The following is a 13,792-nucleotide window of genomic DNA, read 5'->3' as shown; positions in this document are numbered from 1 at the left end:
GCGGTGTCCCCTCCCTTTCAAGAAAGGGCGGAGGCGGGGCATGCCCCGCCTCTTACACCACATCTCTGTGCGCTACCAGTTTCAAGTCGAGTTTTGCCGATTTCGACCAAAAATCGCTGCTACTAAAAAGGTAACAGTACTCATATTTGCCCTTTTTTGGCCACAAGCCCTAAAACAAGCCTCGCCAAGGTCGGGAAGCGGGCCAAATTGCCGGCCTCGAGGCTTATTCCACCGTTCCGTAGACGGCGCCCCAGCCGTGGGCGGCCAAGGCGGAGTTGAGCTGGTCGCAAAGTGACTGGCGGTCGTAATAGCCGGGCGGTAGCAGGTTGACGATTTCCATGAGATCGGGCGCCAGGTCCAAGATTTCGGCCTGTACGATCAGGTCCAGGCGGTCGATGGCGTGGCGGTCGTAAAACAGCCCGTCGACCAAGCGCTGCAGGTCGCCGAATTCCTCGGCCTGAAACGATCCGTACTCCATAGTGCCTCCTTGGCCGCCCCGCGCCGGCATGCGCGGCGATGTCGTAATTCATTGCGATGAACTTAATCTATCACGGCTTCATAACGTTGGGGCGGTGGCGGTCTATACTTAGACGAACTGCAACGTCCCGCTTCGCGAAAGGTCGCACCCATGCAGACGATCTACCAGAAGATGGAAACCACCGAACTCGATGCCGCCATCGAGGCGCTCAAGGCCGAGGTCGCCGAGGTCAAGGCCAAGGGCCTGGCGCTCGATATGGCCCGCGGCAAGCCGTCGCCTTCCCAGGTGGACATCTCGCGCCCCATGCTCGATATTCTCAATGCCGACGCCGATCTGCACGACGGCAACGTCGACTGCTCCAACTACGGCTGCTTTGAGGGCATTCCCTCGGCACGCAAGCTGGCGGGGGAGTTCCTAGGCTGCCCCGCCGAGCAGACGCTCGTGCTGGGTTCGTCGAGCCTGCTGATCGAGCACGATATTGCCGGCATGTTCTGGCGCTGCGGCTCGTGCGGCAGCGAGCCGTGGGATGCCTACGAGGCCGCGCACGATGGCAAGAAGGTCAAGTTCCTGTGCCCGGTTCCCGGCTACGATCGTCACTTTGGCATTACCGCCGATCTGGGCATCGAGAACGTTCCCGTCGCGATGACCGAGGCCGGTCCCGACATGGACGAGGTCGAGCGCCTGGTCGCCGCCGACAATTCCATCAAGGGTATCTGGTGCGTGCCCAAGTATTCCAACCCCACGGGCATCACCTTTAGCGAGGACACCGTGCGCCGCCTGGTCGAGATGCCCACGGCCGCGCCCGATTTCCGCATCTTCTGGGACAACGCCTACTGCGTGCACGACCTGTACGACGAGACCGACGAGCTCGCCAACATCTTTGACCTCGCTCGCGCGGCGGGCACCGAGGATCGCGTGGTGGCCTTTGCCTCGACGTCCAAGATCACCTTCCCGGGCGCCGGCATCGGTTTTATCGGCGCGAGCCCCGCGGTCATCGCGGAGTTCTCCAAGCGCCTCAAGGCCGGTCTGATCAGCGCCGACAAGCTCAACCAGCTGCGCCACGTTCGCTTCCTTCCAACCATCGAGGCGGTCAAGGAGCACATGAAAAAGCACGCCGAGTTCCTGCGCCCGCGCTTTGAGGCCGTTGAGCGCAAACTCACCGAGGGTCTGGGCGAGACGGGCTGCGCTACCTGGACGCATCCTCGCGGCGGCTACTTTGTGAGTTTCGATGGCCCCGAGGGATCGGCCCAGAAGGTTGCGGCGCTCTGCGCCGAGCTGGGTGTTAAGCTCACGCCGGCCGGTGCAACCTGGCCCTATGGCAAGGACCCGCGCGACACCAACATCCGCATCGCGCCGAGCTATCCCACGGTCGAGGATCTGGAGGCCGCGCTCGACGTACTGGTGCTGGCCGTTAAGCTTGTCGCTGCCGAGATCGCGCGTGCCGAGCGCGCCTAACGCGCAGCTTCCCGTACTATCCGCACTTTCGATACGTAAAGGAGCGTATACATGGATTTGGGTATTTCCACCAATCCCACGCCGGAGCTCTACACCATCAAGGTGACCGGCGAAATCGACATCTCTAACGCGGACAGCCTGCGTAACGCCATCGACCTGGCGCTCGAGCAGCCCACCGAGGCCGTTGAGCTCGATTTTGCCCAGGTGAGCTATATCGACTCGACGGGCATTGGCGTGCTCGTGGGCGCCGCGCACCACGCAGCCGATCACGGCAAGCGTTTTAGCTGCGTCAACGTGCAGCCCCCGGTGATGCGCGTGGTCCAGCTGCTGGGCGTCGACCAGGAGATTTCGATCACGGCGGCATAATCCCTGCCCCAAAAGGGGCGTGCCGTTTGGCATATGTTTGTGATGCGCTCGGACGTTTTGGCGTCCGGGCGCTATACTTGACCGAATGAATAGACGAGTTCCGGCCGAATGGCGCGGTGCGGGCTCGAATCACATCGAGCCTTGGAGGTATGTGTGTTTGGTATTGGAGAAGGTGAGCTGGCAATCATCGTGGTCTTCGGCTTTTTGCTGTTTGGCCCGGATAAGCTCCCGCAGATGGGCCGCACGATCGGCCGTGCCATCCGTCAGTTCCGCGAGACGCAGGAAAAGATGACGGCGGTTGTCCAGACCGAGATTATCGATCCGGTAAGCGAGGCCGCTTCGGCGCCGGTTAAGCCCAAGAAGGCTGCCGCTGTCGATGACGATTCCGATGCGGACGATGATGCCGCCGACGCCGCTGCGCCCGCAAAGAAGGAGACCTTTGCCGAGCGCCGTGCCCGCCTTGCCGCCGAGAAGGCCGCGAGTGAGGGTGCCGCAGAGGGCGAGGATGCTGAGGAGACGGAGGCCGAGGGTGCAGAGCCTGCCGCTGCTGCTGATGCTGCCGTCGAGTCCGAGCCTGCTGCAGAGCCGGAGCCCGAGCCCGAGCCGGCAGAGCCCACGACGGCTGACCTCTACGCCCGCCGTCCCCGCAAGCGCAAGGCTGTCGTCGACCAGCTCGCTCGCGAGCTCGAGGCCGAGGACGCTGCCGAGACTGCTGCCGCCGATGCCCCGAAGGGAGGCGATGAGTAATGCCTATCGGACCTGCGCGTATGCCGCTCTTCGATCACCTGGGAGAGCTCCGTCGCCGCCTGACCATCGTGGTCGTGTCGGTGTTTGCCGCCGCCATCGTGCTGTACTTTGCCACGCCCGTGGTGCTCGATATCCTCGAGGATCCCATCCGCTCGTTTGTGCCGGACGGTAAGTTTTACATCACCACCACGCTCGGCGGTTTTGGCCTGCGCTTCTCGCTGGCCATCAAGATGGCCGTGGTCATGTGCACGCCCATGATCATCTGGCAGATTCTGGCATTTTTCCTGCCGGCACTGCGCCCCAACGAGCGCAAATGGGTCGTACCCACGGTGCTCGCCTCGACGGTGCTGTTCTTCCTGGGCGCCATCTTCTGCTACTTCATCATTATCCCGGCGGGCTTTGAGTGGCTCATCGGCGAGACTTCGGCCGTCGCCACGGCGCTGCCCGACCTGGAGAACTACGTCAACATGGAGCTGCTCTTTATGATCGGCTTTGGTGTGGCGTTTGAGCTGCCGCTCATCATCTTCTACCTGTCCGTTTTCCACATCGTGTCCTATGCGGCCTTCCGCAGCGCCTGGCGCTACGTGTACGTAGGCCTGCTCGTGGGTTCGGCTGTGATTACGCCCGACGGCTCGCCCGTTACGCTGGGTCTCATGTATGGCGCCCTGCTCTCGCTCTACGAGATTTCGCTCGCCATCGCTCGCGTGGTCATTACCGCGCGCGAGGGCAAGGAGGGCCTGTTCGTGAGCCGTCTGGACCTGTTCTCGGACGACGAGGACGACGAGGAGTAAATCGGTATGCACGAGGTTGGCATTGTCAACGGCATACTCGATACAGTGATTCGCGCGGCGCGTGGGGCGGGGGCCTCGCGCGCCGTTTTGGTAACGCTTCGTATCGGGGATATGACCGAGGTCGTGCGCGAGGCACTCGACTTTGCGTGGGAGACGTTTCGCGATGAGGACCCGCTCACGCGCGGCTGCGAGCTTGCCGTGGAGGAGGTCCATCCACAAAGCGAGTGCCTGGACTGCGGCGAGGTCTTTGAGCACGACCGTTTCCATTGTCGCTGCCCCCAGTGTGGCGGCGCCAACGTGCGCCTGCTGCACGGCCGCGAGCTCGATATCGCAAGTATCGAAATCGAAACCCCCGACGATTAGCCCGCTAGCCATCTAATGATGGGGTATAAAGGGGCCAAAGTAAGGAGCGCTAAGTATGGCCGAGAAAACGATTGATATCGCGTCGCCGATTCTGTCGCGCAACGAGCGCTTGGCAGATCAGCTGCGTCAGCGTTTTAATGAGACAAACACCTATGTGATCAATGTACTGTCGAGCCCTGGCTCGGGCAAGACCACCACGATTCTGGGCACCAACGAGCGCCTGCGTGACAAGGCGGGCCTGCGTTGCGCCGTCATCGAGGGCGATATCGCCTCGGATGTCGACGCCATTACCATGAAGGAAGCCGGCATGCCCGCCATCCAGATCAACACGGGCGGCCTGTGCCACCTCGAGGGCAACATGATCATGGAGGCCGTCGACGCCTTCGACCAGGCCGTCGGTCTGGAGAACATCGACGTCATCTTTATCGAAAATGTGGGTAACCTGGTCTGCCCGGTCGACTTTGACCTGGGCGAGAACCTGTCCATCATGATCCTCTCGGTGCCCGAGGGCGACGACAAGCCCATCAAGTACCCGGGCATCTTCCAGCACGCCGGCGCGCAGCTGCTCAATAAGGTCGACGTGGCCCCGGCTTTCGATTTTGACATGGATAGGTATACTAAGACACTCGATGACCTCAATCCGCAGGCGCCGCGGTTTGCCGTGAGCGCGCGCAAGGGCGAGGGCATGGATGCCTGGTGCGATTGGCTCATCGGGCAGATTGAGCAAGCAAGGGCGTAAGTCGGCCGCCATACGGGCGGGCGCAGCCGCAGAGATACGAGATAGGAGCCTCTTTTGAAGCTCATCATCGCCGAGAAAAACGATGCCGCGCGTCAAATCGCCGAGCGGCTGTCCACGGGTAAGCCCAAAAAGGACAAGGTGTACAACACCGCCATCTACCGTTTTGAGTGGAAGGGCGAGGAGTGCGTGACCATCGGCCTTGCCGGTCACATCCTGGCACCCGATTTTTGCGACAGTGTGCTGTTCGATAAAAAGCTGGGTTGGTATTCGGTCACCGAGGACGGCGAGATGTTGCCGGCCGATATGCCCGATGGCCTGGCCCGCCCGCCGTACGACACCAAGCGCAAGCCGTTCCTTGCCGATGGTATCTCCATCAAGGGCTGGAAGCTTGAGAGCCTGCCTTACCTTACCTGGGCGCCCGTCATTAAGCTGCCGGCCGAGAAGGAGCTCATTCGTTCGCTCAAGAACCTTGCCAAGAAGTCCGACAGCGTCATCATCGCCACGGACTTCGATCGCGAGGGTGAGCTGATCGGCTCGGACGCCCTCAACAAGGTGCGCGAGGTCGCGCCGGACTTGCCGGTCGCCCGCGCTCAGTATTCTTCGTTTACCAAAGCCGAGATTACGCAGGCCTTCGATAATCTTGTCTCGCTCGACCAGAATCTGGCCGACGCCGGCGAGAGCCGCCAGCACATCGACCTTATCTGGGGTGCGGTGCTCACGCGCTACCTGACGCTCGCCAAGTTTGGCGGCTTTGGCAACGTGCGCTCCGCCGGCCGCGTGCAGACGCCGACGCTTGCCCTGGTGGTCGAGCGCGAGCGCGAGCGCATGGCGTTTGTGCCCGAGGACTATTGGCAGATTCGCGGCATGGGTGCCGCTCAGGGTGCTGCCGAGGATGACCGCTTTAAGATTGCGCACAAGACGGCACGTTTTACCGATAAAGATGCTGCCGAGACGGCGTACGGCCACGTCGACGGCGCTACGACGGCAACCGTCGCCGCGGTGACCAAGCGCTCCCGCAAGCAGCAGCCGCCCACGCCGTTTGCGACGACCTCGCTGCAGGCTGCCGCCGCGGCCGAGGGCATCTCGCCTGCGCGTACGATGCGCATCGCCGAGTCCCTCTACATGGCGGGCCTCATCAGCTATCCGCGTGTCGACAACACCGTGTACCCCGCGACGCTCGATCTGGGCGCCGTGGTGAGCGACCTGGCAAAGATCAACCCGGCGCTGGCGCCCGTGTGCAAAAAGGTACTCGCCGGCCCCATGAAGCCCACGCGCGGCAAAGTCGAGACCACCGACCACCCGCCCATCTACCCCACGGGCGAAGGCGATCCGTCCACGCTCGATGGCGGCCAGCGCAAGCTCTACGACCTCATCGCCCGCCGCTTCCTGGCGACGCTTATGGGTCCCGCGACCATCGAGAATACCAAGCTCGAGCTCGACGTGAACGGTGAGCCGTTCGTGGCTTCGGGCGATGTGCTCGTGACCCCGGGTTTCCGCGAGGCGTACCCGTACGGACTCAAGCGCGACGAGCAGATGCCGCCGCTAGAGCAGGGCGACACGGTCGACGTGTTCGACATTAAGCTTGAGGCCAAGCAGACCGAGCCGCCCGCGCGCTACAGCCAGGGCAAGCTCGTGCAGGAGATGGAAAAGCGCGGCCTGGGCACCAAGTCCACGCGCGCGAGCATCATCGAGCGCCTGTATGCCGTGCGCTATCTCAAAAACGATCCCGTTGAGCCGAGCCAGCTGGGCATCGCCATCATCGACGCGCTGACGCAGTTTGCCCCGCGCATAACGAGCCCCGATATGACCAGCGAGCTCGACGGCGACATGACTCGCGTCGAGCGCGGCGAGGACACCGAAGAGCATGTCGTGACGCACTCGCGTGCGCTGCTGGCCGGCGTGCTCGACGAGCTGCTCAAGCATACGCAGGAGCTCGGCGACGCCATCAGCGACGCCGTCACGGCTGATGCGCGCGTGGGCGCCTGCCCCAAGTGCGGCAAGGACCTGGTTATGAAGACGAGCGCCAAGACCCGTGGCAGCTTCATTGGCTGCATGGGCTGGCCCGACTGCGACGTGACCTATCCGGTCCCGAGCGGCGTCAAGGTGAGCCCGCTCGAGGGCGAGGCCGCCGTGTGCCCCGAATGCGGTGCGCCGCGCATCAAGTGTCAGCCGTTCCGCCAGAAGGCTTTCGAGATCTGCGTGAACCCGACGTGCCCCACCAACTACGAGCCCGACCTTAAAGTGGGCGAGTGCAAGGTGTGTGCCGAGGCCGGACGCCATGGCGACCTGATCGCGCACAAGAGCGAGAAGAGCGGCAAGCGCTTTATCCGCTGCACCAACTACGATGACTGCGGCGTGAGCTATCCGCTGCCGGCGCGTGGCAAGCTCGAGGCGACGGGCGAGACCTGTCCCGAGTGCGGCGCCCCCATCGTGGTGGTCAACACGGCGCGCGGTCCGTGGCGTATCTGCGTCAACATGGACTGCCCGACCAAGGAGAAGAAGCCCGCCCGCGGTCGCAAGACCACAACCAAGGCGAGCACGGCGAAGAAGACAACGGCGGCCAAAAAGACGACGGCTAAGAAAGCTGCTGCCGCCAAGAAGTCGACCGCGAAGAAGTCGACTGCCAAGAAAGCAGCCGCCGACAAGTAATCGAGCACATATAGACACGGCGGGGCCGGGCGCGCAAATGCAAATGCGCGCCCGGCCCCGCTTCTAAGTTGCGGTGAAATAGGGACTGTTTTTGCTGGTAAAAGGTCTAATTAATCCCTATTTCACCGCAAGTTTTGATCAGTTGTTGGGATTACTTCACTTCGACGGGTGCGGCGCCGGGGTAGCGGTCCTCAAAGTCCAGACGGTATTTGTTGTCGTTGGTGCCCGCTACGTTGTCGCGCGCCAGCGGCGCCACGATCTCGTCCTTGTGGTTGGCGGGGCTGGAGTACTCAAGGCTGATCTCCCAGGCATCGCAAATCACGTCGATGCGGTTCTCCAAGTCGTCGTAGAGCGTGATGATGTCTTTCCACGAGCTGTAGTTCTGCGAGTCGATGGGAACGTCCAGGTCCTCGACCTCGTCCTTGAGGTCGCCGATCTGATCCTCGAGCGCCTCGGCAGCATCGCTGGCCGACTGACGCGAGCTGCGGTCATCCTTGAGATAGTACGTGTTAAACGTGGTGGCGCAGTCGCGAACCTGCTGATCAAAATCGGAGAGCATGCTGTAGTAGGAGCTCAGCTGGTCGTAGACGTTCTGCTCGCCGATGGCGTCGTCATCGTCGGCGTCATCGTCATCATCGTCAAACTTGTTGGGGTCGCCCTTAACGGAGACGTCATCGTCGTCGTGGTCGATTTTGACCTTTTCGATCGTCGTGCCCTTGGTATCATCGGCGCCCTTGTCGAAAGGCTTGATCATAAAGAACACGACCAGCGCGATAATCACGACGACTAGCGCGGCGATAATGCCGATGAGCAGCGCATTATTGTTCTTGGGAGCAGCGGGGGCGCCGGCCTGCGGAGCGGCGGTCGGCATGGGCTGCTGCGGCGCGGAGCCGGCTGGCGTCGCCCATTGCTGCGTCGTGCCGACTTCGGGCTGGGGAGCGGGCATGGGCTGATGGGCGGACTGCACGGTCACGTCCGCCTGCTGGGGCTGAGCCGCCGTGGGCTGCTGCGCAGACTGAACCGTGGTCGCGGCGGTGTCGAAGGCGGCATCGGGCGCGGCGGCATGTTCGGCTGCCTGCGCATCCTCTTGCGACTGAGAAGCCTGGCCATCATCGGTTACCGGCGTTCCGCAGCTGGTGCAAAAACGCTCGTCGTCTTTCAGAAGCTTGCCGCAATGGGTACAAAACCGGGGCATGATGGTTCCTTCCATTCGATGTGTTGGCTAGATTATAAGGTGGTTCAGGTGCGGTTGGGCCGCGCCGACCCAACTGGTTATGTGAGGATAGTCGTGCCGCGCAAGCCCTGTCGTATGCGTCACAATGAGTGCGGCGTGCTGGGTGTCCGGCGCGGCCGTTTATCGACGGCTCGGTAGAATGCGATGGTGGGGAGTGAGTCTGTGTACTGCGGCGAGCAAGGTCGGGGTGGCGGCGACAACGTGGAGGCGTTCCGGTTCCCGCCGGGGGATGCGCCCCTCGCTGTGTGCGATTGCTCGCGTCGGGTGTTTTGTGCCGGGATGTTGACGGGAGCGCTTGCCTCGGTGATGAGTCTCGGCGGTTGTGCTGCGCGCCGCAACGAGGCTGAGGGCTCTGCTGTCCCTGCCAAACAAAAGGCGAATCATCCGTCCACTCAAAAGACGGAAGCTGTCTCCCGGGCTTCTTGGATTGCCGGCCTTCAGCAAGATATCGAAGCCCTTGTCGAGCCATATAGTGGGTCTACCTCGGTCTATGCTGTGGCGCTTGACCCTCAAACGTTCGCGTCGCTCGATGGTGAAGTCGCTGTGGCGCCGGACGCGCGACGTGTGGCGGCAAGCATCATCAAGCTTCCCATTCTCGCATGTGCGCTCGAGACCGTGACGGCGGGAGAGCTGTCCCTCGACGAGCAGATAACGGTAACGCAACAGGATATCGTGGGCGGCAGCGGCAACATTCAGTCGCGCGGCGCGGGTGTGTCGTACAGTATTGACGAGCTGCTGCACGCTATGATCGCCCAGAGCGATAACGTGGCAGCGAACCTTGTTATCGGCAGGCTTGGCATGGATACGGTCAACGAAACGTGTGCCGCATTGGGGCTGACCCAGACCGTGCTCGCTCGTTTGATGATGGATGCCGAGGCCCAGGCACAAGGTCGCGAGAACTATACGAGCGCCCGTGATGCTGCGGCCGTGTTGCAACGGCTGGCGGCGGGGACAATCGCGACGCCTGAGCTGTGCGAGCGAGCACGCGGATATCTGCTGGCGCAGGAAGACGCGCGCGGTATTGTCGAGGGCGTTCCCGGCGGCGTTTTGGTCGCGCACAAAACGGGCAGCCTGCCGAATGCTCAGCACGATGCCGCAATCGTCTACGCCGAGCGCCCTTACGTGCTGGCAATCCTCACCCAAGACCTCGAACGCGAGCAGGCCTTGGCCTTGGAGCGCGACATCTCCTCCGCTATCTATGCCCGCGCCCACTCCTAACTTACGGTGAAATAGGGATTGTATTTGCTGTTAGAAGGCGTATCCAGTCCCCATTTCACCGCAACTTAGAGGGTCGGCACTGGGGGACGTTCCTTTTCGGCCGGCAGTTTAGGAATGTCCCTAACTGCCGCCCCAATGACTAGGTCCGATTTGGGGCGCGCCTGCCCCTGGGGTATCATGACTTGGTTGATATATCTGCATTTACGCGCCTTGTAGGAAGGGGCTGCGCTCATGGCTTTTGAGCCCGCTCAACATAGCTTTATCACGCTCGAGGGCGTCGACGGCGCCGGCAAATCCACGCAGGCGCGCCTGCTGGCCCGCGCGCTCGACCTCGCTGGCTATCAGGTCGTAACTCTGCGCGAGCCGGGCGGCACCGCCATCAGCGAAAAGATTCGCGCGCTGCTGCTCGACCCCGCCAATACGGCAATGGGCGACACCTGCGAGCTGCTGCTCTACGAGGCCGCGCGCGCCCAGCTGGTGCACGAGGTCATCGCGCCCGCCCTCGCTGCCGGCAAGGTGGTCCTGTGCGACCGTTTTTACGATTCCACGACCTGCTATCAGGCGTTTGCCGATGGCCTCGACCGTCAGATGGTACGCGATGCCAACAACCTGGCTGTCGCCGGTACGCATCCGGCGCTCACGCTCGTCTATCACATCACGCCCGAGCAGGCGGCGCTGCGCATGGCGGCCCGCGGCGCGGCCGATCGCATGGAGGCCAAGGGCATGGCCTTCCAGGAGCGCGTCTACCAGGGATTTTGTGCCATTGCTGCCGAGGAGCCCGCCCGCGTAAAGCTCATCGACGCCACTGCGTCGATTGCAGACGTCTTCGCGCAGACGGTCGAGCTGGTTCGTGCGCACGGCCTCGACATCCCCCAGGATGCCGTCGCCGCCGCGCTTGCCCAGGAGGCTGAGTAACATGGCCCCCGCTCAGGCAAGCCTGCTCGCCAAGCTCGACACCCAGGAACGCGTGCGCGACTTTTTGACCAATGCCATCGCAAGCGGCCGTGCATCGCACGCCTACCTGTTTTTGGGCGCGCCCGGTGCCGGTAAACTCGACGCCGCATGGGCGCTCGCCCAAGCCTTCCTGTGCGAGCGGGACGGCTGTGGCTCGTGCGACAGCTGCGTGCGCGTCGCGCGCCATACGCATCCCGACGTGCACTATTACACGCCCGAGAGCGCCACGGGCTACCTCATCGCGCAGACCCGCGAGCTGCTCGACGACGTGCCCTTGGCGCCCATCCGCGCCAAGGCTAAGGTCTACATCATCGATCGTGCCGAGCAACTGCGCGCCAACACCGCCAACGCACTGCTCAAAACGCTCGAGGAGCCGCCCGAGGGCGTCATGTTCATCCTGCTGGGCACCTCGGCAGACGTGATGCTGCCCACTATCGTGAGTCGTTGCCAGTGCGTGCCGTTTCGGCTGGTATCGCCCGCTGTGGCCGCGCAGGCCGTGAGCCGTGCCACCGGTCAGGACCCTGCGCGTTGCCGTATGGCCGTTGCCGTGGCGGGAAGCCCCACGCGTGGCATCGAGTTCCTCAAGAGCGCCGAGCGCCAGGACGCCCGCCGTCAGATGGTTCGCGCCATCGATTCACTCATCGCCGCCGATGAGGCCGATGCGCTCAGTCGCGCCAAGTCGCTCATCGTCGCCGTCAAGGCGCCGCTCGCCGAGGTCAAGTCCACGCAGGAAAAGGTGCTCGAGCAAAACGCCGACTACCTGTCGCGTGGAGCATTGAAGCAGCTTGAGGACCGCAACAAGCGCGAACTCAACGCGCGCGAGCGTTCGGGTATCATGGAAGCGCTGGCGAGCGCGCGGACGCTCATGCGCGATGTGCTGCTGACGCTTCAGGATGAGGCGGCAGACGTTGTGAACGAGGACATGCGCGACACGATCGGGCGGCTTGCCGCGGCGACGAATGTTGCGGGTGCCACCCAGGCGCTCGAGGCGGTTGCCACCGCTGAGCGCAACATCGCCAGAAACGTTACTCCCCAGCTGGCCATCGAGGTCATGCTGTTCGATATCAGGAAGGCACTGAAATGCCGTTAGTCGTACCCGTTAAGTTTACCTACGCCTCGCGCGACCTGTGGTTCGACCCACAGGATCTGGATATCCTCGAGGCCGATTATGCCATTTGTTCTACCGAGCGCGGAACCGAGATCGGCCTGGTCACGGCCGATCCCTTCGAGGTGCCGCAAGACGAGATCGGTCAGCCGCTCAAGCCCGTGCTGCGCGTGGCGAGCGACATCGACCTGCAGCTTGCCGACGACCTGGCTATCCAAGGTGACGAGGCCATGGTCGACTTCCGCCGCCTGGTCAAGGAGCTCGACCTCGAGATGAAGCCGGTCGGCGTCGAGTACCTGTTTGGCGGCGAGAAGGCCGTGTTCTACTTTGCTGCCGAGGAACGCGTCGATTTCCGTCAGCTCGTCAAGGACCTGTCCTCGACGCTGCACATTCGCGTCGACATGCGCCAGATTGGCGTGCGTGACGAGACCCGCCTGGTGGGCGGCTATGCCCAGTGCGGCCAGGAGCTCTGCTGCACACGCTTTGGCGGACAGTTTGAGCCGGTTTCGATCCGCATGGCAAAAGAGCAGGACCTGCCGCTCAACTCGTCCAAGATTAGCGGCGTCTGCGGTCGCCTGATGTGCTGCCTGCGCTACGAGTTCGAGGCGTACAAGGACTTTAAGAGCCGCGCGCCCAAAAAGAAGACGCTGATCGATACGCCGCTTGGCAAGGCACGCATCCAGGAATATGACACCCCGCGTGAGCAGCTGGTGTTGCGCCTGGAGAACGGCAAAGTCTTTAAGGTCAACCTGGCCGACATGACCTGCTCTGAGGGCTGCAAAAAGAAGGCCGCCGAGCAGGGCTGCAACTGCCGCCCCGACTGTGTGACGCGTGACGTGCTCGAGCGTATCGAGTCGCCCGAGATGCGCCTGGCGCTTATGGAGCTCGACCGCGAGAACGGCGTCGACGTGGGCGATGGCCTGTCGAGCGCCGACCGTCTGGCGGGGACGACGATGCCCAAGCGCCGCCGTCGCGATGCGGACGCCGATACCCGTGCCGGTCAGAGCCAGGGCGAGGGTCGCGGCCGCGGTAAGGGCCGCGGCAAGGCCGAGGCACCCGAGGCTGAGGAGGCTGCCGGTGGACGTCGCCGCCGCAAGCGCTCGGGTGCGGGCGATGCCGGCGAGGCCGCTCCCGCAGGCAAGAACTCCTCCCGCGAGCGCGAGGCCCAGCAGCCTCAGCAGCAAAACCGCGGCGGTGGCATGAATCCCACGCGCCGTCGCCGCCGCCATTTGTCGAGCGAGGAGCGCGAGGACGCCTTCCGCGCCGCAGCCGCTCGCGAAGTCGGTGCCGCCCCCAAGGGTGGTTCGGGTTCCGATACGCCTGCCGACAAGGGTGGCAAGCAGCGCAACGATGACGAGCGCGCCCCGCGTCCGCGCCGCCGCCATTCCTCGGGCACGCAGCAAAAGCCCTCGGTGCCCTCCGTGGCCGATCAGGTCTCGGATGGCGAGGTCAAGGTCACACGTCGGCGCCCTGGAGATGGCGGAGGGGCGGCTGCCAAGGCCGCGCGCGGCGCTGCTCGCGACGAACGCGAGTCGCGCGAAGATCGTGGTGGCGAGGGTTCGGCCGACCAGGGCCAGAAGCGCCGTCGCCGTCGTCGTTCCCGCAAGCCGCGTCAAGATGGTGGCGAGGGTTCGACCCCGTCTTCGTCTGCGCCACAACCGCCTACCGGTGAATAACGCCCGCGAGCGGATTT

General features: G+C 63.3%; 13 protein-coding genes. 11 read left to right on the top strand and 2 right to left on the bottom strand.

What is annotated here, in order from left to right; all coding sequences use genetic code 11:
• Window positions 1–223 precede the first annotated feature (223 nt).
• Entirely contained in the window at window positions 224–478 is a 255-nt protein-coding gene (locus tag I2E13_RS08985; protein WP_022093864.1) for a hypothetical protein, read from the bottom strand.
• Between the two features lie 150 nt (window positions 479–628).
• Here I2E13_RS08985 and I2E13_RS08980 point away from each other — a divergent pair, with 150 nt between their 5' ends.
• The 7 genes from I2E13_RS08980 to I2E13_RS08950 all read left to right on the top strand — a co-directional run bounded on the left by I2E13_RS08980 (window position 629) and on the right by I2E13_RS08950 (window position 7,588).
• On the top strand, window positions 629–1,933 hold the full coding sequence (locus tag I2E13_RS08980) for an aminotransferase class I/II-fold pyridoxal phosphate-dependent enzyme (RefSeq protein ID WP_195404867.1): 1,305 nt from the start codon (window positions 629–631) through the stop codon (window positions 1,931–1,933).
• Window positions 1,934–1,984: 51 nt separating this feature from the next.
• Window positions 1,985–2,299 carry an STAS domain-containing protein gene (locus I2E13_RS08975; RefSeq protein WP_089572422.1) on the top strand — a complete coding sequence of 105 codons (315 nt, stop codon included), beginning with the start codon at window positions 1,985–1,987 and terminating at the stop codon, window positions 2,297–2,299.
• Window positions 2,300–2,452: 153 nt separating this feature from the next.
• Complete coding sequence (locus I2E13_RS08970; protein ID WP_195404866.1) at window positions 2,453–3,046, top strand: twin-arginine translocase TatA/TatE family subunit; 594 nt, start codon at window positions 2,453–2,455, stop codon at window positions 3,044–3,046.
• Window positions 3,046–3,837: a twin-arginine translocase subunit TatC gene (gene tatC, locus I2E13_RS08965; RefSeq protein WP_055285525.1), complete on the top strand. Its 792-nt coding sequence runs from the start codon at window positions 3,046–3,048 to the stop codon at window positions 3,835–3,837. Before I2E13_RS08970 ends, tatC begins: the two co-directional genes overlap by 1 nt.
• Window positions 3,838–3,843: 6 nt before the next feature.
• Window positions 3,844–4,200, top strand: a complete 357-nt coding sequence (gene hypA / locus I2E13_RS08960; protein WP_117565013.1) for a hydrogenase maturation nickel metallochaperone HypA — start codon at window positions 3,844–3,846, stop codon at window positions 4,198–4,200.
• A gap of 55 nt (window positions 4,201–4,255) precedes the next feature.
• Complete coding sequence (hypB, locus tag I2E13_RS08955) at window positions 4,256–4,939, top strand: hydrogenase nickel incorporation protein HypB (protein WP_006235936.1); 684 nt, start codon at window positions 4,256–4,258, stop codon at window positions 4,937–4,939.
• A gap of 54 nt (window positions 4,940–4,993) precedes the next feature.
• The gene (locus I2E13_RS08950) at window positions 4,994–7,588 is read left to right on the top strand and encodes a DNA topoisomerase I (protein ID WP_195404865.1); all 2,595 of its coding nucleotides are present in this window, start codon (window positions 4,994–4,996) and stop codon (window positions 7,586–7,588) included.
• A gap of 151 nt (window positions 7,589–7,739) precedes the next feature.
• Here I2E13_RS08950 and I2E13_RS08945 read toward each other — a convergent pair whose 3' ends face one another.
• The gene (locus I2E13_RS08945; protein WP_195404864.1) at window positions 7,740–8,783 is read right to left on the bottom strand and encodes a zinc ribbon domain-containing protein; all 1,044 of its coding nucleotides are present in this window, start codon (window positions 8,781–8,783) and stop codon (window positions 7,740–7,742) included.
• A gap of 345 nt (window positions 8,784–9,128) precedes the next feature.
• Between I2E13_RS08945 and I2E13_RS08940 the strand changes: the two genes are divergently transcribed.
• The 4 genes from I2E13_RS08940 (at window position 9,129) to I2E13_RS08925 (ending at window position 13,775) form a co-directional block, all read left to right on the top strand.
• A complete protein-coding gene (locus tag I2E13_RS08940) occupies window positions 9,129–10,040 on the top strand; it encodes a serine hydrolase (RefSeq protein ID WP_195404863.1) in 912 nt (303 codons plus the stop codon).
• Window positions 10,041–10,271: 231 nt separating this feature from the next.
• Complete coding sequence (gene tmk / locus I2E13_RS08935; RefSeq protein WP_195404862.1) at window positions 10,272–10,955, top strand: dTMP kinase; 684 nt, start codon at window positions 10,272–10,274, stop codon at window positions 10,953–10,955.
• Window position 10,956: 1 nt separating this feature from the next.
• Window positions 10,957–12,084, top strand: a complete 1,128-nt coding sequence (locus I2E13_RS08930; RefSeq protein ID WP_195404861.1) for a DNA polymerase III subunit — start codon at window positions 10,957–10,959, stop codon at window positions 12,082–12,084.
• A complete protein-coding gene (locus I2E13_RS08925; RefSeq protein ID WP_195404860.1) occupies window positions 12,075–13,775 on the top strand; it encodes a PSP1 domain-containing protein in 1,701 nt (566 codons plus the stop codon). Before I2E13_RS08930 ends, I2E13_RS08925 begins: the two co-directional genes overlap by 10 nt.
• The last annotated feature ends 17 nt before the right edge of the window (window positions 13,776–13,792 follow it).

Origin of the sequence: Collinsella aerofaciens, assembly GCF_015554145.1 — a bacterium.
Taxonomy (GTDB): domain Bacteria; phylum Actinomycetota; class Coriobacteriia; order Coriobacteriales; family Coriobacteriaceae; genus Collinsella; species Collinsella aerofaciens_AA.
This window is presented reverse-complemented; position numbering and strand designations above follow the sequence as displayed.

Excerpts from the sequence above, each read along its gene's own strand:
- I2E13_RS08985 (WP_022093864.1), bottom strand. The coding sequence starts at position 478 with ATGGAGTACGGATCGTTTCAGGCCGAGGAATTCGGCGACCTGCAGCGC.
- I2E13_RS08980 (WP_195404867.1), top strand. The coding sequence starts at position 629 with ATGCAGACGATCTACCAGAAGATGGAAACCACCGAACTCGATGCCGCC.
- I2E13_RS08975 (WP_089572422.1), top strand. The coding sequence starts at position 1,985 with ATGGATTTGGGTATTTCCACCAATCCCACGCCGGAGCTCTACACCATC.
- tatC (WP_055285525.1), top strand. The coding sequence starts at position 3,046 with ATGCCTATCGGACCTGCGCGTATGCCGCTCTTCGATCACCTGGGAGAG.
- hypA (WP_117565013.1), top strand. The coding sequence starts at position 3,844 with ATGCACGAGGTTGGCATTGTCAACGGCATACTCGATACAGTGATTCGC.
- hypB (WP_006235936.1), top strand. The coding sequence starts at position 4,256 with ATGGCCGAGAAAACGATTGATATCGCGTCGCCGATTCTGTCGCGCAAC.
- I2E13_RS08945 (WP_195404864.1), bottom strand. The coding sequence starts at position 8,783 with ATGCCCCGGTTTTGTACCCATTGCGGCAAGCTTCTGAAAGACGACGAG.
- I2E13_RS08940 (WP_195404863.1), top strand. The coding sequence starts at position 9,129 with ATGAGTCTCGGCGGTTGTGCTGCGCGCCGCAACGAGGCTGAGGGCTCT.
- tmk (WP_195404862.1), top strand. The coding sequence starts at position 10,272 with ATGGCTTTTGAGCCCGCTCAACATAGCTTTATCACGCTCGAGGGCGTC.
- I2E13_RS08930 (WP_195404861.1), top strand. The coding sequence starts at position 10,957 with ATGGCCCCCGCTCAGGCAAGCCTGCTCGCCAAGCTCGACACCCAGGAA.
- I2E13_RS08925 (WP_195404860.1), top strand. The coding sequence starts at position 12,075 with ATGCCGTTAGTCGTACCCGTTAAGTTTACCTACGCCTCGCGCGACCTG.